This is a genomic window from Psychrobacter sp. NPDC064578 (genome assembly GCF_044901245.1).
Classification (GTDB): Bacteria; Pseudomonadota; Gammaproteobacteria; order Pseudomonadales; family Moraxellaceae; genus Psychrobacter; species Psychrobacter cibarius_C.
This window is the reverse complement of record NZ_JBJDPI010000009.1, coordinates 89,006-107,913: the sequence shown is the minus strand read 5'-3', so window position 1 is coordinate 107,913 and position 18,908 is coordinate 89,006. Positions and strand designations below refer to the sequence as shown.

General features: G+C 42.1%; 16 protein-coding genes. 14 read left to right on the top strand and 2 right to left on the bottom strand.

Annotation, left to right across the window (positions count from 1 at the left end):
* Window positions 1-60 precede the first annotated feature (60 nt).
* Complete coding sequence (locus ACI2JM_RS11650; protein WP_109589131.1) at window positions 61-1,035, top strand: hypothetical protein; 975 nt, start codon at window positions 61-63, stop codon at window positions 1,033-1,035.
* 130 nt (window positions 1,036-1,165) lie between these two features.
* Here ACI2JM_RS11650 and ACI2JM_RS11645 read toward each other — a convergent pair whose 3' ends face one another.
* Complete coding sequence (locus tag ACI2JM_RS11645; RefSeq protein WP_404644335.1) at window positions 1,166-1,555, bottom strand: SCP-2 sterol transfer family protein; 390 nt, start codon at window positions 1,553-1,555, stop codon at window positions 1,166-1,168.
* An 861-nt stretch (window positions 1,556-2,416) separates the two neighbouring features.
* Here ACI2JM_RS11645 and ccoN point away from each other — a divergent pair.
* The 6 genes from ccoN to ACI2JM_RS11615 all read left to right on the top strand — a co-directional run bounded on the left by ccoN (window position 2,417) and on the right by ACI2JM_RS11615 (window position 8,667).
* Window positions 2,417-3,898 (top strand): cytochrome-c oxidase, cbb3-type subunit I, encoded by a 1,482-nt coding sequence (ccoN, locus tag ACI2JM_RS11640; protein ID WP_201560066.1) that lies wholly within the window; start codon window positions 2,417-2,419, stop codon window positions 3,896-3,898.
* A gap of 9 nt (window positions 3,899-3,907) precedes the next feature.
* A complete protein-coding gene (ccoO, locus tag ACI2JM_RS11635) occupies window positions 3,908-4,546 on the top strand; it encodes a cytochrome-c oxidase, cbb3-type subunit II (RefSeq protein WP_404644333.1) in 639 nt (212 codons plus the stop codon).
* Window positions 4,546-4,728: a CcoQ/FixQ family Cbb3-type cytochrome c oxidase assembly chaperone gene (locus ACI2JM_RS11630; RefSeq protein WP_010199605.1), complete on the top strand. Its 183-nt coding sequence runs from the start codon at window positions 4,546-4,548 to the stop codon at window positions 4,726-4,728. The genes ccoO and ACI2JM_RS11630 overlap by 1 nt, the downstream gene beginning before the upstream one ends.
* On the top strand, window positions 4,725-5,861 hold the full coding sequence (ccoP, locus tag ACI2JM_RS11625) for a cytochrome-c oxidase, cbb3-type subunit III (protein WP_404644331.1): 1,137 nt from the start codon (window positions 4,725-4,727) through the stop codon (window positions 5,859-5,861). The genes ACI2JM_RS11630 and ccoP overlap by 4 nt, the downstream gene beginning before the upstream one ends.
* A 479-nt stretch (window positions 5,862-6,340) precedes the next feature.
* On the top strand, window positions 6,341-7,750 hold the full coding sequence (ccoG, locus tag ACI2JM_RS11620; protein ID WP_404644329.1) for a cytochrome c oxidase accessory protein CcoG: 1,410 nt from the start codon (window positions 6,341-6,343) through the stop codon (window positions 7,748-7,750).
* A 335-nt stretch (window positions 7,751-8,085) separates the two neighbouring features.
* Window positions 8,086-8,667 (top strand): FixH family protein, encoded by a 582-nt coding sequence (locus tag ACI2JM_RS11615; protein ID WP_404644327.1) that lies wholly within the window; start codon window positions 8,086-8,088, stop codon window positions 8,665-8,667.
* A gap of 153 nt (window positions 8,668-8,820) precedes the next feature.
* Here ACI2JM_RS11615 and ttcA read toward each other — a convergent pair whose 3' ends face one another.
* Window positions 8,821-9,978: a tRNA 2-thiocytidine(32) synthetase TtcA gene (ttcA, locus tag ACI2JM_RS11610; protein ID WP_404644325.1), complete on the bottom strand. Its 1,158-nt coding sequence runs from the start codon at window positions 9,976-9,978 to the stop codon at window positions 8,821-8,823.
* Window positions 9,979-10,408: 430 nt separating this feature from the next.
* Here ttcA and queC point away from each other — a divergent pair, with 430 nt between their 5' ends.
* The 7 genes from queC to ACI2JM_RS11575 all read left to right on the top strand — a co-directional run bounded on the left by queC (window position 10,409) and on the right by ACI2JM_RS11575 (window position 18,885).
* The gene (gene queC / locus ACI2JM_RS11605; RefSeq protein ID WP_167541684.1) at window positions 10,409-11,125 is read left to right on the top strand and encodes a 7-cyano-7-deazaguanine synthase QueC; all 717 of its coding nucleotides are present in this window, start codon (window positions 10,409-10,411) and stop codon (window positions 11,123-11,125) included.
* A gap of 236 nt (window positions 11,126-11,361) precedes the next feature.
* Window positions 11,362-11,691 carry a hypothetical protein gene (locus ACI2JM_RS11600; protein WP_045445384.1) on the top strand — a complete coding sequence of 110 codons (330 nt, stop codon included), beginning with the start codon at window positions 11,362-11,364 and terminating at the stop codon, window positions 11,689-11,691.
* Window positions 11,692-11,881: 190 nt separating this feature from the next.
* Window positions 11,882-12,379, top strand: coding sequence for a peroxiredoxin (locus tag ACI2JM_RS11595; protein ID WP_404644323.1), 498 nt, complete (start codon window positions 11,882-11,884; stop codon window positions 12,377-12,379).
* A 196-nt stretch (window positions 12,380-12,575) separates the two neighbouring features.
* Window positions 12,576-14,072 (top strand): dihydrolipoyl dehydrogenase, encoded by a 1,497-nt coding sequence (locus ACI2JM_RS11590; RefSeq protein ID WP_404644321.1) that lies wholly within the window; start codon window positions 12,576-12,578, stop codon window positions 14,070-14,072.
* Between the two features lie 115 nt (window positions 14,073-14,187).
* On the top strand, window positions 14,188-15,375 hold the full coding sequence (locus tag ACI2JM_RS11585) for a mechanosensitive ion channel family protein (RefSeq protein WP_296241338.1): 1,188 nt from the start codon (window positions 14,188-14,190) through the stop codon (window positions 15,373-15,375).
* 228 nt (window positions 15,376-15,603) lie between these two features.
* The gene (gene rlmKL, locus ACI2JM_RS11580; RefSeq protein ID WP_404644319.1) at window positions 15,604-17,907 is read left to right on the top strand and encodes a bifunctional 23S rRNA (guanine(2069)-N(7))-methyltransferase RlmK/23S rRNA (guanine(2445)-N(2))-methyltransferase RlmL; all 2,304 of its coding nucleotides are present in this window, start codon (window positions 15,604-15,606) and stop codon (window positions 17,905-17,907) included.
* 402 nt (window positions 17,908-18,309) lie between these two features.
* A complete protein-coding gene (locus ACI2JM_RS11575) occupies window positions 18,310-18,885 on the top strand; it encodes a TerD family protein (protein WP_055123872.1) in 576 nt (191 codons plus the stop codon).
* The last annotated feature ends 23 nt before the right edge of the window (window positions 18,886-18,908 follow it).

Below are 18,908 nucleotides of genomic sequence, written 5' to 3'. Positions count from 1 at the left end.
GATAGTCAGCAATAGCCGTTTCAGGTCCAAACCTCACGCTGACTAATTTTGAGTATCTTCATGACCATTAATTATCAATACAAAAACGTCCAATCTCCCACTAAAATCACCATGACTGATGAACAATCTGCAGGTCATGCCGATCATTGGAGTATTCTGACCGATGACATGAGTCATGACGTGCCAGAATGGCTACAAAAAATGATCGAAAAGGCGGCCATGCCTAAAGGCCTCAATAGCAATGTCAGCGCTCAAGACAGCTGCCTACTGCTCTCTGAAAACCAGCCTTGTCATATCAATCAAGTATTGGCCATGAAAAATGGCAAGCCTGAATGCTTTATCAATGCTTATCCTTGTGTCGATAGCCCGTATGGACTCAATTGTAAGATTGAGCGCATCATTGCCAATGACAATTCACATGATGCTGTATTACGCTTGCGTACCGCTGATGGCAGTATTATTTACGCCTTTGACCAGCTCTACACCACCAATCGCCATTTATATCAGCGAGACACGTCTTACTTTGTGAACTTTAGCGCTTGGGCACATGAGATTAAGCTAAGTGAGCAAAACGAAGTCATCATGGTTGAAGATCAAGAAGCGATCCGCTACCACCGTGCATTTAACGACATCGTTGCCGCCAATGATGGAAAAATACCCGATGATCTGCAAGAGCAAATCAAAGAATGGAAACCAGAGACCAAAGCGCAAATGGCGCCAGTTGAGATCAACTTAGGTCACATGTGTGCCTATCTATTCGGTGATACTTTGGGACAAGAAGATGAAGCATGGTGCCAAGGTCAGGTGCTCGGCAAGCAAGAAACAACATTTAATGATAAATCCATTATCCTGTTTGATGTCGTGATACTACGCGAACAAGATGCCGATCCTTTCGTGATTCGTATCGGCGCGCTCAACACGCCAGAGACGGCTTCTATTAAAGTGCATGACTACGTACAAGCGAACGTCTGGCTACAAGCTGCCATCTATAAAGAAAACCAGCAAAGTGCAGCGCAGCAATCAAAAGCCAGTTAACTACTTTACGAGTCATCCACTACTTTTAAGAATGACCATTAAATGTATCATCAAATAAAAAGCCCCTAATAAGCATTAGGGGCTTTTTGTCTTCTTACAATCGTCAGGATAAAACCCTGAAAATATAAAATTAAGCCATGGTCGTCATTGATTTGATACGAGTATATAGCTCTTTTTGTTCAGCACTTGGGCGTGCCGTTTGTACTGCCATCAGTTGTGACATATCGCCTTCAACGCGAATTTTACCACCCATAAAAGCACCCATAATTTCATTGGTATCGAAATCAGTGATGATTGATTGCAAGATACTGCGGTCAAGCAACAATGTGGTTGTCGCGGCGGCGTTCAAGCCGCGATGCAATAAACCGTTTGCAAAGTTCGCTTCGATGTCTTGCTCAGTGTCAGATACTTTTAGATTGACGATCATATTCGCCAGTGCTGGCGGCAAATTTAGCTCGCCTGCCTCATTACCCATTTGCTCAACTTGCTCAAACCACTCATCTGTCAAAAAAACTGCCATATTATTGTCCTTAATTGGTGTTATTTCAGGCTACCGTTGTTTGGCTCACTCGCCTGACTGGATATCAAGTGATAAAATAGTTGCTCATAATAGCAGTACAAAAACTGCTATCATCACTTATATTTAGCCTCATTATAAGGGTCGACTTGATGATAAGTAAAACTTATTTAGAGTGCTCATGCGGCCATTGTTACAAAAATGCTGCTGGTCATGATATCTAAGCGTAGTAATTACTGTCCATCTATCACCAAAATGTATTTCTAGAATCGTGATAAAATTGGGTATAAAATAGACAAATTGCACAGCTATAATAAGTTGCTTGCTAAGATTTTTACCAAAGAGTTTGTATTTTGCCGCATAGTTCTGATGATATTTGATTAGGATTGCGTTACAATACCCTTAAACAGAGTCGGGAGTTTTAACTAAACATTACGCAAACATGTTTTTTTGTCAGCCGCCGCTAGCATACGTCTATGGTCAGTACGTTTTTATGGCCCTATGGATATTGGTATCTATCTTCATTAGTACAGAATTTTTGGTAATAATTAAGATAAATACTTCACCTCTTTGGATGTTTGATGCTCAAAAACGGCGCATCTTCTTATTCACCTTAATGATTTATTAACAATCCTACTATCGACCAGCTGTGAGTGTCGTGCGTTTAAAACGCCTTTATGCCTCAATACCAGCTGATATAAAGCGAAAGCTTAGATTGATAGTTAATAATATTATGGTGATAAGCAAGACAAAAAACAGCATGTACCGCGATTCTATTTTTATCTGACTATTACTTTTATGATGCAGATAGCGCGGAGAGTTAGTTAATTCTGTTGATAATTCGGGCTGTAAAGGAATCATCCAATGAGTTTACAAAACACAGCAGTCGCCCCAGTTGACCGTGAGTACGAAATTACTATCGTAAGATTCTTTACGATAATGGCCGTGGTATGGGGCATCGTCGGCATGAGTATTGGTGTGTTCATTGCTTCACAGTTAGCATGGCCATCACTTAACTTTGACATTCCATGGCTGACATTTAGTCGTTTAAGACCACTACATACCAATGCGGTCATTTTTGCGTTCGGTGGCTCTGCCCTGTTCGCAACGTCTTACTATATTGTTCAGCGTACCTGTAAGACAAGGTTATTTGCGCCTTATTTAGCTTGGTTTACCTTTTGGGGTTGGCAAGCCGTTATCGTATCAGCGGTTATTACCCTACCTTTAGGTTTAACATCGACCAAGGAATACGCTGAGCTTGAGTGGCCAATCGATATTTTGATTGCCTTGGTATGGATCTCTTATGCCATTGTTTTCTTCGGTACGCTCATCAAACGTAAAACCTCACATATTTATGTGGCTAACTGGTTCTTTGCAGCCTTTATTATTACGATTGCATTACTGCATATCGTAAACAGCATGGCGATTCCTGTTAGCGCATTTAAGTCTTACTCGTTATTTGGCGGTGCGACTGATGCGATGGTGCAGTGGTGGTACGGACATAACGCGGTAGGTTTTTATCTAACGGCAGCTTTCTTAGGAATGATGTATTACTTCGTTCCAGTACAGATTGGTCGTCCTATTTATTCTTACCGTTTGTCTATCGTTCACTTTTGGGCATTGATTGCGTCATATATGTGGGCTGGTGGTCACCATTTGCATTATTCAGCGCTTCCAGATTGGACGCAGTCTCTAGCAATGGTATTCTCAATCATCCTGTTTGCGCCATCTTGGGGTGGTATGATTAACGGCGTGCTAACACTATCAGGTAGTTGGGATAAATTACGTACCGATCCGATCATTCGCTTTATGATTGTGGCATTGTCGTTTTATGCGATGTCGACCTTTGAAGGTCCAATGATGTCGATTAAGACAGTGAATGCGTTATCGCATAACACGGATTGGACAGTCGGTCACGTACACTCAGGTGCACTTGGTTGGGTAGGTATGATTACCATTGGTTCGCTATATGTACTGTTACCACGTATTTATAACAAACCTAAGATGTATTCTATCAGCTTAATCACCACGCATTTTTGGTTGGCGACAGCGGGTACTATTTTCTATATCGTATCTATGTGGATTTCAGGTATTGGCCAAGGCATGATGTGGCTAGCTACTAATCCAGACGGTACACTGGTATATAGCTTCGTTGATACAGTTGAGTTCTCACATTTCCCATATATTGGTCGTGCTTTTGGTGGCTTCTTGTATGTATCGGGTATGTTTGTGATGGCATATAACGTTTATAAAACACTTAAAATGCCAGAAGGTAAGCCTGTCGATATCGCAGATCCTACTGATCATGAACCTAGTGTTGATAAACCTTCAGCAGCTAACGTATAAGGAGCGATCATGTCTGGTACACCGCATGAAATTATTGAAAAAAATACAGGCTTGTTGGTTATCGGTATCGTTATTGCTATTAGCTTTGCAACGCTAGTTGAAATCGTACCATTGATATATGACAACAAGGGTCCTGAAGAAGGTGGGGTGAATGCTCCCCTGCCCTCTATGGAGCCATGGACTGCACTAGAATTTGAGGGTCGTGACATCTATATTCGTGAAGGTTGTCACGTTTGTCATACTCAGATGATTCGTCCACTACGTGCTGAAGTTGAACGTTATGGGCCCTACTCACGTGCTGCTGAATCTACGTGGGATCACCCGTTCTTATGGGGTTCAAAACGTACTGGACCTGATCTGGCACGTGTTGGCGGTCGTTATTCTGAAGACTGGCAAAAGCAGCATTTAATTGCGCCACGTTCACTAGTACCTGAATCAGTAATGCCTGGTTTCCCGTGGCTTGCTACCAACGAAGTGAATGGTAAAAACGTTCAAACTAAAATGCGTCTATTCCGTGATCGCTTTGGTGTACCTTACACTGAAGAAGATATCGAAGGAGCACCAGATGCTGTACTTGGTGCCACTGAACTTGATGCTTTGGTTGCTTATCTACAGCAACTGGGCACCGCGATGGAAGGACAGCGCTAATGGGTATTGGTGAATTACAAACAATTGCGACCGTTTCTGCCTTTGTTGCCTTCGTAGGTGTTGCATGGTGGGCGTATTCGCCAAAAAACAAAAAACGCTTCGAAGAAGATGCACAACTTGCGCTTGATGACGAGGATATAAAATCTCTGTCTGAAGAGCAGCGCAATAAGGATAAACGATGACATTTTTTTGGAGTTCTTGGATTACCATACTAAGTATCATGTGTTGGGCTGCTATCCTCGGTGTCTTACTAATGGTATTGAAGTACAAGCCAGAACTAGAAGATGACGGTACGACAGGCCACGCTTATGATGGTATCAAAGAGTACGACAAGCCATTGCCTAAATGGTGGCTCGTGATATTTTTTGGCTCTATTGCTTGGGGTGTTGCCTATTGGGTATTTTTCCCAGGTATCTTCCCATCAAAATGGGAAGGTATTGCCACTGTAGAAGTCGATGGCGAAATTGTACCGTGGACCTCTAAGAACGAGCTATATAGCGAGCTTGAGAGTAATAACAAAGTATTTACGGATAACTTTGAGAAAAACATTTTAGCAAAAGCGGATGCTAGTGGTGCAACAGAGACCTTAGCGGCACTTGCTGAGTTACAGGCAACGATGCGCCGCAGTGAAACACCACCAGCAGATCTGCAAGCTCAAATTGATGAGAAAACTGCAGAACTATCACCTTATGTAGAAAAGCTTTCAGAAAACCCGAATGCTTTAAAAGTTGGTAGTCGTTTGTTCTTACAGAACTGTGCGGTCTGTCATGGCTCTAACGCCAAAGGGGCGGTAGGCTATCCAAATCTAACTGACAATGACTGGTTATATGGCGGAGAAGCGTCAAACATTTTGACCACGCTACATAAAGGTCGAGTTGGTGGTATGGCTGCATGGCGTGATCAAATCGGTGAAGATGGGGTACGTGCGGTATCTGAATACGTGCTGTCAATATCTGGCAACCAACCTGGTTACGAGCTTGATAAAGCTCAAGTCGCTCAAGGTGAGGCAATCTTTAATGAGCCGACTAACTGTGTACTTTGTCATGGTGCAGATGCCAAAGGTATGACTTCTACTGGCGCGCCAAACTTGACGGATGACATTTGGTTATATGGTGGTGATCGTGAGACCATCCGCGAAACCTTACGTTATGGTCGTGCTGGTGTGATGCCTGAGTGGGAAACCAAACTGGGTAATGAGCGTATTATGCTGCTTGCAGCTTATGTTTACTCATTATCAGATAAAACCCCTCAATCTGCTGCTAAAGCACCAACTGCTACTCAAGTAGCAACCACTGTAGAAACGACGGCTAACTAATATTTAAAGATGGTTGTCATAGCATCAGTGGATAAGATTTGATAAAGGGAGAACTGTTATTGCAGTTCTCCTTTTTTTATGAATTCTTCGATGAGAGTTTATTAACTGCTACCGCATTATCAAAATTTGAGTAGTAAATGAAATGCGGTTTAATACTGCATATAGTACGATCAATATATCGATCATTATGCTGATATATTGATTGGTTTTTAAGATTATTACCCCATTTATAATAGGGAGAATGCTAAAATGACAGTACCTAAAAACCACTTATTAGTGGCGAATTTAGAAGATAATCACCCATTCTCATTAAGCTAATTGCAATCGATCATTTGGTAGATGGGTTAAAATATTTTTCTGTTCAAAATTTTATCCGCTACTTACTGACATTGATAACATCACACACTCATACATCTGATGATTAAAGATGTTTGTTCATCATGCCAGCAAACTGATTCTTTTTTAAAAGAGGCACGTTTATGTCAGCACCACAACCCAATAAAATCCCTGTACAGCAAATTGACCTTGATGCGACCAAGCATCGAGTTCACCCTAGGTTTGTCACCGGTTTTTATCAAAACATTCGTGTCGTCACGATGTATGCGCTTTTAGCCGCTTTTCTGCTTTTGCCGTGGTTACGTTATAATGGTAGGCAAGCAATATGGCTTGATGTTCCCTCGCAGCATTACTATATTTTTGGCATGACTTTTTTGACCCAAGATTTTTACTTCATTGCCGCCTTTGCGATTATTGCCGCATTCACTTTATTCATGGTGACTGTGTATGCGGGGCGTGTTTGGTGTGGCTATGCCTGCCCTCAGACGATCTGGACACATCTTTATCAATATGTTGAAAAATGGGTGATTGGCGATCGCAACAAGCGTATCAAGTTTGACAAAGAACCGATGAGCGCAAAAAAAGCTTTTAAACGTTCTTTGATATATTTTATTTGGTTAGTATTTTCAGTGATTACCGCGGCAACTTTTGTCAGTTATGTCGCTGGAACAGATTATTTATATCAGAGCTGGCAAACCATTGGCTTTGTTCCCATTCCTGATTGGCCAACATGGGTATGGGTATCAATGTTTATCTTTACCTTTGCCACTTATGCCAATGCGGGCTACATGCGTGAGCAGATGTGCGTACAGATCTGTCCTTATGGTCGTTTTCAGAGCGTTATGTTTGATAAAGATACGTTAGTTGTGTCTTATGATTATGAACGTGGCGAACCTCGCGGGGCACGTAAAAAAGGCACCCATCCTGAACATTTAGGGGATTGTATCGAATGTACCATGTGCGTACAGGTTTGTCCGACTGGGATTGATATTCGAGATGGCTTGCAAGTTGGTTGCATCCAATGTGCTGCTTGTATTGACGCTTGTAATGAAATTATGGATAAAGTCGGGTATCCACGTGGACTCATTCGTTATACGACAGAACGACAGTTGTCAGAAAAAGAAAATACCCGCGTCATCAGTCCACGTCTATTTGCTTATTTAGCCGTTATTACTATCTTATGTGGTGGCGTTATTTATGCATTGACGGACCGTGTACCGTTAGAGATTGATATTCGCCGTGACCGTAATCAGTTGTCTTCAGTGAATAATCAAGGCATGATTGAAAACAGCTATATCGTCAAGCTGACTAATAAAACACAAGAGCCGCATACCTATACAATAACCCTTGCTCCACAAGAAGGTTTGAGCTTGGCGCTGCGATTCAACGATGTACCATTAGAAGCAGGTGAAAGCTTTGATATGCCTGTGAGTATTTATGGCGATCCTAAGGTTATCGATTTTGAACAAACGTCAGTGACCCTAAATGTGACCAGTGAAGATGGTCAGTATAAAGTCAGTAAACAAAACGTATTTACTACTCAAGGGCAGTAGGTTTTTATAAGCGCTTGATAGCTTAGCTAGTGCGGGTCCTCATTTTAAAAGTGGTAATAAAAATGAGATAAATGGCAGCCAAACTGGGAAAATAGTGCAGATAACATCGTGCTATTAACCAGTAGTTTGGCAAAATTTAACCATTTTTAATCCATTTAGGTGCTTTCATTCAGACTGAGGATGCGCCCTAGTATATAATTCTATATTTCACCTGTGAGTCAGTGGCTAGCAGGTGGACGATTTATCATTAAACTGGCAGCTGTCTCGCTGTCAGCTTATCCATTGATACAGTTTATAGATATCTGATAAACAGATATCTGATTAATAGGTATTTTATGTCTACTCCAGCATCAAATTTTAAGCATCAAGATACTCAGCCATGGTATAAGAATTACATGGTGGTTATTTTTGTTATTGGCATGCCAGCATTTGTCGTAGTGGCCTGTATCTTTTTTGTTTATTACTCTTATCAAATTCGGGATAGCGTGGTACGTGACGACTGGTATATGGATGGTAAGACGCTTTATCATGATGTGTCACGTGACAAATTGACTTATGACTTAAATTTGCACGGCGAAATGCAGTTTGCAGATAATGGTGATGTTGTATTCTATCTAAATTATCCTGAACAGAGTCTGCAATCAGGTAAACTGCTGAATGGCAATCCTCTAGCTTATCCTGAAAAACTAGATCTGTCTATCTCACATGCAACCGATATCAAAAAAGATCACGATGTCGTACTTCAACATGTCGAGGGCAATAAATACAGTGCGCAGGTAGATATAGATCCTTTAAAAGCAAAATATTATCTACAAGTAAGTAGTGATGGTAAAGATGACTGGCGTATGCAAGATGTAGCGAAATTACCACGTTCAAAAGTTAGCTTTGACCCATTACCTGTTTTTGCAGAAAGTTGATTTTACCAATCTTGCTATTATAAGCATGATTAATAATTGATTTATTAACACATAAAAAAACCAGCCATTAATCAATAATGAGCTGGTTTTTTACACTAACGGTTTATGCTATTTTTTATAAATGTCACTTAATATTATCGAATAAGCGAATCGTTAAATAACAGGATTTATTGTTGGAATCTTCTGATTCGTATGCTTGTTTTCTGCTGAATTATCAGACTCTGTCGAAAGCAGCTTACTATCGAACTTCGGATTGAACGCTTGAGTTTTTGGCGATACAGGTAAGCCAATTTCAGCCAAGCTCTCGGTCTGCCCAGCTTGGATGTTATCTCCTTCAAACAAACGTTCATTATCATCACGATCAAGACTTAACTGCTCAAAATCAAACAATTCACGGTCTGCTAGTTGCGACGGTGCCACGTTTTGCATGGCTTTAAAAATAGAGGCCAAACGCTGCGGATGAGCATTATCCCATTCCCGCAACATATCGTTGATAATGGCTCTTTGTAAGTTGGTTTGGCTGCCACATAAGTTGCATGGAATAATTGGAAATTCTTTTAAGCGAGCATATTCAATGATGTCTTTTTCTTCGACATAAGCCAGTGGACGAATAAGTAGGTTTTGCTTGTCGTCACTGAGCAATTTCGGTGGCATCGATTTAAGAGTGCCGCCATGAAATAAATTCAAAAAGAAAGTCGCCAACATATCATCGCGATGATGACCCAGTGCAATTTTGGTTGCGCCAATCTGCTTAGCAAAACCATATAACGAGCCGCGGCGCAGACGTGAACACGCCGAGCAATAAGTTTTGCCTTCTGGCACCACGCTCTTAACAATACTATAAGTGTCTTTTTCTAAGATATAGTGAGCAATACCCTGCTCGTTCAGATACGCTGGCAAAATATCTTCAGGGTAACCGGGTTGCTTTTGATCGAGATTGACCGCGACGATATCAAAGTTAATCGGGGCGATACGCTTGAGTAATAGTAAAATATCCAGCAAGGTATAGCTGTCTTTACCACCTGAAACACAGACCATCACCACATCGCCGTCTTCGATCATATTAAAGTCACGAATTGCCCAAGAGACTTGTCTACGCAGCTTCTTTTGTAGTTTACGGAACTCTGCTGATTCAGTAGACGTTGACGGTGCAGCGGCGATACTGTTTTCATTTGTATGATCGTCAGCAACATCCTCATATTCCATACTATCACCATCAGTGTCCCAAGCATGATTATCCAAACCTGTATCAGCTGACATATCATCGATTTCAGGCGTAATTTGTGGCGTAAACAAGGTTGCTGCGGTCATAAGTTACTCAATATCTTTACAAGGGAATTTTGCTAAAAAATGGAAGGATAAAGCCTTTAGCAAGGAAGTAATAGCACAGTGGCTCTAAAAGCAGCGATTATAACAAAATTTGCTAACAGATTGAAAAGATCAGATTAAACTATCAGATTAAATATTCAGTCTTTTTTATGGCTTAGCTTAGGGCATGATGAACATTCGACCATAGCACTGCTGATAGCTCCACACTTTTATGAATAAATTTCTCTTTTGAGCTGATTAAGGTTTCATATCGTATTTATAATGGCTCCGTGGTTCTGTAATGCGCGTATTTTTGCTAAAATAGGCGTTTTTCGCAAACCCATTTCGCAAACCAATAATAGATACCACTATGACTAATGTTACTTCGCAAAGCGCCTCTAATAATCAAGCCTTCGATACTGACTTAAATGCTCTGCATAAAAGCCAAAATGCCGTTGTGCTACTGTCAGGCGGGCTTGATTCGGTGACTTGTTTGTATTGGGCCAAGGCACGTTATGCGTCGGTGACTGCGGTCAGTTTTAACTATGGTCAACGCCACAATAGTGAGCTGGTCGCGGCAAAAGCCATCGCTGAGACTGCCGAGGTCAATCACAGGATTATTGATATTGATATCGCTCAGCTTGGTGGCTCTTCGCTGACAGATCACAGTATGATTGTTCCTGATGGCGATACGGATAAGTTCCCTAATAAAAAGCGTGATGAGATCGATAACGACGCTATTCCCAACACCTATGTGCCTGCGCGTAATACGATATTTTTGTCTTATGCGCTAGCCGTTGCTGAAGTGACCGATGCCAATCATATCGTCATTGGCGTTAGCTCAGTCGATTACTCAGGCTATCCCGACTGTCGTCCAGAGTATATTGCCGCCTTCGAGCATATGGCCAATCTTGCCACCAAAGCGGGCGTTACCGGTCATCACTTATCCATTCAAACGCCATTACAGCAACTGTCAAAAGCAAAAACCATTGAGCTTGGATTGTCATTGGGCGTCGACTATGGGCAAACCATATCTTGCTACCAAGCCGATGCACAAGGTCTTGCTTGCGGTGTATGTGATAGCTGTGCCTTACGCCGTCAAGGATTTGCTCAGGCTGGCATCACTGACCCAACCCATTATCAGTCTTAGTTAATGATAGAATTGCACTTGCATGAAAGCGTGATAGCAATCAACAGTAGCGAAACATTCGCTTGCATTAACACAGCACGCCGCCGTTGTATTTTAACTCACATACTTGTTATGGTATGAGCGATTGCATTTATCACAAGATATAAGTAACCACATTAATCAACGAACTATGAGTACTTTTGCTTGACTTTGAGTACAAAATTTAGAAAATTGATGTTACCCGTAAGAGGATATTTATGAAGTTGTTGCCATTATTACCCCTAGCTTTAGCTGCCATTTTTGTGATGCCACAAGCAAACGCTGCCGATATTAAGCAAAATAACATCAATACCTGCGTTAATGGTGCGGTCAAATATAAAGTCGCTGACAAAGGCGATGCGACCAAACTATGCAATTGCACTATTGGCGTGCGTAGCAACATGACCATCGGTCAGATGTGGGAAATTGAGAGCTATGCCCAAGACAAAAAAGATCCGTCTGGACTGCCTTACGTCAAAAAAATGCAAAAAGATTTGCAGCAATGCACTGTTGGCTTAGATTTAAAACAGCCACAAAAACCAGCATAATACACATCTCGTTTGATATATAAAAGACTGGCTATTGCCAGTCTTTTTTGTTGTCAATACAGGCGCAAAGTGTAAAACTGATTATGAATCGCTGCTAATCTGCTTATAATAAGCACACAGCATAGATTACCAATCGACATAAGCACTGACATAAGTACTGATATAAACAAAAATGAATAAGGATTTTATAATGGCAAAACCAACCACAGAAAACCTAACCTTACCTGACTTTCCAGTGACGATAGTACGAAAGCTTGCCGGCAACTTTATCCATGATGAAATCAATCTCCAAGAGATGATTGCCAATACTGATAAAGGGCTTATTCTGTACTTTTATCCAAAAGACAGTACGCCAGGCTGTATCACTCAAGCAACCGAATTTACTGCTCATCTCCATGAGTTTGATGATTTAGGCTATGACATTATCGGCGTCTCACGTGATAGTGTTGAATCTCACGAGAAATTCATCACCAAATATGATTTAAACATTGCCCTTATCAGCGATACTGACGAAAAATTATGCCAATCCTTTGACGTTATTAAAGAAAAAAACATGTACGGCAAAATAACGTTAGGACTGGTCCGCTCAGCATTCGTTTTTAACAAAGATGGCGAGCTGACCCATGCTCAGCGAAATTTACGTGCCAAAGGCTACACTGAACGTTTGCTTGAAACCTTAGAACCTTAACCAATAAAACTAAGAGTCATAAAAAAGCATTTTAAAATAGACGCTAATAATCATTACGATAAACGCTGGATATCAGAGGCTGAAAGTCGTTTTTGAATGACTATCTTTTAGAGCAATCTCTTATCAGAGGAATCTCTTAAAAAAATTATCTAAAAAATAGTCCTGAATACTAAACATCTTATAACTTGAGAATAATATGAATAAACAATCCGATACAGCAGCGGATAACACAGTATCCAAAGCTACTCGCAAAGTATCTGTTGCCATTATCGGTGCAGGTACTGCTGGGCAAAATGCTTTTCGTCAAGCCAGTAAAATCCATGATGATGTTGTTATTATTAATGACGGATTCTGGACGACCACTTGTATTGCGGTCGGCTGTATGCCAAGCAAACTATTGATTGCCGCCGCTGATCGCGCGTATGAAGCCAATCACTCTGCTGAATTTGGCGTCCATGCCACTGTCCAGATAGATGGCAAGCAAGTCATGCAACGCGTTCGAGACGAGCGTGCTCATTTTGCTAGCTACGTCAAAGCTCAAGTAGATAGCTGGCCTGATCACAAAAAAATCTCAGGACGCGCTCATATCAATAACCAAGGATTCATTGAAGTCAATGATGCGCTGATTGCCGCTGACAAAATCATTATCGCCACAGGCAGCTCTCCATTTATTCCAGATGGCTGGGCAGATAAGCTTGGTGACGCCATGCTCACCTCTGATACGATCTTTGAGCTCACAAATTTACCAAAAACAATGGCCGTCGTCGGTACAGGTGCTATCGGATTAGAGCTTGCGCAAGCCTTTAAACGCTTAGGCGTAGAAGTAACTTTGTTTAATCGTGTCAAACGTGTTGCAGGCCTCAAAGACGATGATATCAATCACAAAGCTATCGATTGCTTAAGCCGCGAACTGACCATGCATTTGGGTAGCAAAATCAACGATGTCGGCGTGCAAACAGCCACGGATAATGACCATTCAGCCGCGTTCATCGATTATGAAGACAGTGCTGGAGAGTCGCAACAATGGCAAGGTGAGTATGTACTGGTTGCGACTGGTCGCCGCAATAATATCAAGCCGCTGGGAGTTGAACACTTAGGCGTTGAGCTTGACGACAAAAATCGTCCAAAGCACTTGAATAAAAAAACAGGTCAGATTGGTGATTTAGATGTCTATATCGTTGGTGATGCCAACGCCAATCTCCCACTATTGCATGTGGCCAGCGATGAAGGCTATAGCGCTGGAAGTATGGTCTGCGAGAATGAAGACGCCGCTCATATTCGCCCGCCCGCCACGCCCTTCTCGATTGTGTTTTGCTCACCGCAAATCGTTAACGTCGGCATGTCTCTACCAGACATTCAGCAGGATACAAGCTTAGAATATGTCATCGGTAGTGTCAGCTTCGACAATCAAGGACGTAGTCGCGTGATGGGCGTCAACTGTGGCCTGCTACATATCTATGGCTGTAAAAAAACTGATAGAATCTTAGGCGCTAGTATGGTGGGTCCTGATGCCGAGTATATTGGGCACATTCTAGCGGCAGCGATTACCAATGATTTGAGTGTTAAGGCCATGCTCGATACGCCTTTTTATCATCCTACGATATTAGAGGGCTTACGTACCGCGTTACGCGATGTTCAACACAAAATGGCAATACCTTATCAGTACCAAGACACACAGGAAGATAGCTTTTAAGCATCAGCTCAGCTACACTTTCAAAACAAGGATGTGTCGTATTAATCATCACTCATGTTGTGTTTGGTAGCACTGACGACTTGAGGTACTTTAAAAACTCTGCATGGACCAAAAAATGGCAATCGCTAGTATTACTGATTTTTTTAAAGAGATTGTTCGTGACCTGCATACTAGCCTCTACCTTGCGCTTGGTGGCTCTGTCGATGAAGAGTCACTTGATTGGTCGTCTCAAGCGGTAGAGCTCGCTAGTACTGCCATCAAAATCCTAATACTGCTGGCAGTGTTGGGATTTTTTTATTGGCTTGCCATTTACATCCTTAAGCAAAGTAGGACAAAAATCCGCCTGAATGAGCGCCGTACTAAGATTGTCCGTTCAGTCTTGCGTTATATCTGGATAGTTGCCAGCTTGATTGCCATTATGAGCCAGATTTACTTTGAGCCAGAGACTATCAAAGCCACTGCAAAAGCCAGTACATGGGCGGGTATTTATTATGTACTTTGGGCGTCATCTGGACAGATTATCCATAAGGTGTTACAGCATTATGGTCTCAATGCTTCTATAGAGCAGCTGCTTCAAAACATCTTGTCAGTGCTGCTATTGGTACTCGGACTTGCCAGCGTCATGGCGCAATTTGGTTTCGATATCGTCTCATTGGTCGCAGGTTTAGGGATTGTGGGCTTGGCAGTCGGTTTTGCTGCCCAGTCAACGCTTGCTAATTTCATTGCAGGTATTACCATTTTACTCGAACAATCTTTTCAGGTTGGTGACTGGATTCATATCAATGACAACGAGGGTCGCGTCGTACTCATTGCGTTACGCACCACCCATATTTTGACGCGAGACAACATCACCGTCATTATTCCCAACTCTAACGTTGCCTCCTCTGAGGTGACCAATTTAACCTCCAAGAACTTCATACGTTTCGATATTCGTGTGCGTATCGCCTTTGAAGATGATATCGATACTGCTCGCAAGGAAATTTTGCAGGTGCTTACTGACACCGATGTGGTACTCAGCCGTCCTGAAACCTCGGCCACCGTGGATGAAATTGGTGAGTATGGAGTGTTCTTTATCGTGCGTTTTTGGGTCAAGCCTGCCGCTGTCGCTCGCATGCCCAAAATTAAAGAAGGTCTAAAAGAAGATATCAAGCGTGCCTTTGATGCCGCTAATATTTCTACTCCTTATCCTCATATGCGTCTGCTTATGCCAAAGGACGTGGATTATCCTATTGCCACTAAACCCTTTGCGACTACAACGCAGGTCGTATCAGAAACACCACCACTGAGCAAAGCGGATAAATAAGCTCATTATATTATTTATCCCTTGGACAATTTATTCCACAATTTTTAGGCTTAAGGTTTTAATCCTCAATATGATAAGCATGATTTTGTGAAAGGTAGCGCTGCTGAATCTCTCTTTGATAAACACCACCACTTTAAACCATCCTGCCCTGAATTATGGTAAAATTGGCGGTTAAACATCTTATTTTATGATGTGCATTACTTATCAATTTAGCCCACAGGTATCCGTATGACCGAAACAACCGCGCCCGCATCTCTAACAGCAGCTTCACCAGAATTGTCGCTTGACCTTATTATCACCTGTGCCGATGGGCTTGAGGCACCACTACAAACTGAGCTGACAAGTTTTGGTATTGCAAGCGAAATCAAAAGTACAGGCCGTCTGGCAGTTACTGGTACTTTGCGTGACTTATATAGCATTTGTTTGTGGTCACGTGTCGCCTCGCGGGTATTAATGCTCATTAAACGCAAAAACATCAATGCCGAATACGATGTGGCTGAGCAACTTTATGGCTTGGCAAAATCGGTCAATTGGATTGAGCAGTTTAGTTTAGAGCAAACCTTTGCCATTCGTCTGTCGGTCGACAAGCGTGTCGCCGTCAGTCAACAGTTTGCGATGCTACGTATCAAAGATGCGATTGCAGATACGTTCAATGAAGTTTACGACAGCCGTCCTAACGTCGATAGTAAAAATCCAGACTTTTCTATATTTGCAACCGTGAATGATAAGCAAGCTGAGCTGTATTTGGATTTATCAGGTACCAGTTTGCATCGCCGTGGTTATCGTGTGGCAATGACTGAAGCGCCACTCAAAGAAAACTTGGCAGCGGCTCTACTATATAGTGCAGGCTGGCACAAGAAAAATGAAGCTGGTAATGCACCTTTTTATAATGCGCTAATTGATCCAATGTGTGGGTCTGGCACCTTTATCATTGAAGCACTACTCATGCATTGCGATTATGCTGTGGGTATCGATAAAGCCGCCAATCAATTTGGTTTTTACCAATGGCAGCATCATGATGATACGTTATGGCAACAGATGATCGATGATGCCCAGACACGTTTTCGCGAAGCCTTAGCAATTGCTAATGAGCAACCAGATACATTACCGCTGATTTTGGGTTTTGATGCCGATAGCGGCGCGATTTTAGCGACAGAGAAAAACTTGATTGCCGCAGGTTTGCAAGATTTACTACCACTACTCGATCTTGAGACGCGTGCGCTTGACCAGCTGAGCACTGTCCTGAAGCCATTGGTCGATGACGGTCGATTGAGCAATCCTCTAATCATCACCAACCCACCTTATGGTGAGCGTTTGGGTGACGAAGAGATGATTAAGCCATTGTACCAAGCGATTGGGCTTATTTTGCAAGACAGCTTTGCTGGTAGCGGCATCGATCCAATGCTTGGCATATTAGCATCTAATGTTGAGCAAGTTGATATCTTACCTATCAAAGAACCAAAAACCTTACGCTGTCATAATGGTGCTATCACCGTTTATTTCCGCTATGGCACGTTGATTGCGGGACAAACTGGCAATCTCGTTAGTCGCTTCGAAAAACGTGAGATTGAAGTGGAAGAGGGACAAGACTTTATCAACCGCTTGCAAAAAAACCTGTCCAAGCTGAAGAAGTTGGCTAAAAAAGATAAGGTTAGTAATTTGCGCGTTTACAATGCGGACTTGCCCGACTTCAAAGTCGCCGTCGATTTATATGGCGACTATGTGCACGTGCAAGAATATGCGCCACCAAAAACCATTCCACCTGAGACGGCTAAAAAACGCTTTAACTTGGCATTAATGGGTATTCGTGAAGTTTTTGGTATTAACCGTGAACAAATATTTATCAAGACTCGTGCACGCCAGTCTGGTAATGACCAATATAGCAAACAGAACACCACAGAAAAGCGTGGTAAATTTCATGTTGCACGTGAAGATGGTGCTTATTTTTACGTCAACTTTACGGACTATTTAGATACGGGTTTGTTCATTGATCACCGTAATATGCGTGCCCGTATCAAAGACAACAGTCGTAATAAATCCGTACTGAACTTATTTGCTTATACGTGTACGGCAAGTGTACATGCAGCGCTTGCTGGCGCGAAAAGAGTCACCAGCGTTGACTTGTCACAGAACTATCTAGACTGGGGTAAGCAAAACTTTGTATTAAATGGTCTGGACGTTAGCCGCAATAAATATCAATTCGTCGCAGCTGATATCTTTGAATGGATTAAAGACAATACTGAACAATTTGATGTCATCTTTATCGATCCACCGACTTTTTCAAATTCGAAAAAGTTCCAAGGTACCTTTGATGTGCAGCGCGACCACTCTGCCCTCATTAATCGTGCGATGAACCGCTTGACCTCTGACGGGATTTTATATTTTTCAAATAACTTTACCCGCTTTGAGCTCGATGAGCAACTAACTGAGCGTTATGAAATTATTGATATCACCCAAAAAACCATTGGTTTTGATTTTGATATTAAAAAGCCCATTCATCAAAGTTTTGAGATTCGTCATCGTCAGGGCTGATAATTTAGGTTTATGGATGGATTTAAAGGTTAACCACCGCATTTAGACGCCAACTTTTATGGTCAGTCTGATCGTACACATAACAATGACCCAATCGGCTTTGATTGGGTCATTTTTTGTTGTTATGATAGAGCGTCATTAAGCAATAGTTTTGCAGCTATAGTCAGAGCACTTTTAAACCGCTACGGTGTTACCCGCCCTAGATGTACTCAGTGTACTATCTGCGGTCGGTCGCCTTGTAGCGATTCTAAAATTCCTTGACTATATAATTTTTCAACCAGTTCAATCCCACTATCAATTTTGCTACTTTAGCTTACGTCTGATAGCTTGCATTGCTATTGCTTTAATATTGCCCCTCTCCCTACTCTAATAACCTTTTACTTTAATAATAAGGACAATCCCATGGCATTATCACTTAATAAAGGCGGTAACTTATCGCTCACCAAGACTGACCCAAATTTAACCAAGTTACTGATTGGTCTTGGTTGGGATGAACGCGCAACTTCTGGTGCTGAGTTTGATCTTGATGCCAGTGTGTTTTTACTGAATACGGCAGGTAAAGTACGCGGCGACCATGACTTCATTTTCTATAACCAACTTAAGTCTGATAATGGCGCGGTTGAGCATACTGGTGATAACCGCACTGGCGAAGGTGATGGCGATGATGAAGTCGTCAAAGTAAATCTGACTCAAGTCCCAGCTGATGTGGATAAAATTGTCGTCACTGTTACTATTCATGATGCGGCGGCTCGTAGTCAAAACTTTGGTCAAGTTGCCAATGCCTTTATTCGTGTCGTGAATGAAGAGACAGGCACTGAAGTCGTACGTTTTGATTTGGCAGAAGATTACTCTGTTGAAACGGCAATGGTATTTGGCGAAGTCTATCGTCACAACGGTGAGTGGAAATTCCGTGCCGTTGGTCAAGGCTATTCAGGCGGCTTGCAAGCCATGTGTCAACAGTATGGCGTTGTTATCTAATGTGATAACTTATTCATGCTTAG

What these genes read in the sequence shown, in the direction of transcription:
- ACI2JM_RS11650 (WP_109589131.1), top strand. Translation starts at nt 61, where the DNA reads ATGACCATTAATTATCAATACAAAAACGTCCAATCTCCCACTAAAATC.
- ACI2JM_RS11615 (WP_404644327.1), top strand. Translation starts at nt 8,086, where the DNA reads ATGTCTACTCCAGCATCAAATTTTAAGCATCAAGATACTCAGCCATGG.
- ACI2JM_RS11630 (WP_010199605.1), top strand. Translation starts at nt 4,546, where the DNA reads ATGGGTATTGGTGAATTACAAACAATTGCGACCGTTTCTGCCTTTGTT.
- ttcA (WP_404644325.1), bottom strand. Translation starts at nt 9,978, where the DNA reads ATGACCGCAGCAACCTTGTTTACGCCACAAATTACGCCTGAAATCGAT.
- ACI2JM_RS11585 (WP_296241338.1), top strand. Translation starts at nt 14,188, where the DNA reads ATGGCAATCGCTAGTATTACTGATTTTTTTAAAGAGATTGTTCGTGAC.
- ccoP (WP_404644331.1), top strand. Translation starts at nt 4,725, where the DNA reads ATGACATTTTTTTGGAGTTCTTGGATTACCATACTAAGTATCATGTGT.
- rlmKL (WP_404644319.1), top strand. Translation starts at nt 15,604, where the DNA reads ATGACCGAAACAACCGCGCCCGCATCTCTAACAGCAGCTTCACCAGAA.
- ACI2JM_RS11600 (WP_045445384.1), top strand. Translation starts at nt 11,362, where the DNA reads ATGAAGTTGTTGCCATTATTACCCCTAGCTTTAGCTGCCATTTTTGTG.
- ACI2JM_RS11575 (WP_055123872.1), top strand. Translation starts at nt 18,310, where the DNA reads ATGGCATTATCACTTAATAAAGGCGGTAACTTATCGCTCACCAAGACT.
- ACI2JM_RS11595 (WP_404644323.1), top strand. Translation starts at nt 11,882, where the DNA reads ATGGCAAAACCAACCACAGAAAACCTAACCTTACCTGACTTTCCAGTG.
- ccoO (WP_404644333.1), top strand. Translation starts at nt 3,908, where the DNA reads ATGTCTGGTACACCGCATGAAATTATTGAAAAAAATACAGGCTTGTTG.
- ACI2JM_RS11645 (WP_404644335.1), bottom strand. Translation starts at nt 1,555, where the DNA reads ATGGCAGTTTTTTTGACAGATGAGTGGTTTGAGCAAGTTGAGCAAATG.
- ACI2JM_RS11590 (WP_404644321.1), top strand. Translation starts at nt 12,576, where the DNA reads ATGAATAAACAATCCGATACAGCAGCGGATAACACAGTATCCAAAGCT.
- ccoG (WP_404644329.1), top strand. Translation starts at nt 6,341, where the DNA reads ATGTCAGCACCACAACCCAATAAAATCCCTGTACAGCAAATTGACCTT.
- ccoN (WP_201560066.1), top strand. Translation starts at nt 2,417, where the DNA reads ATGAGTTTACAAAACACAGCAGTCGCCCCAGTTGACCGTGAGTACGAA.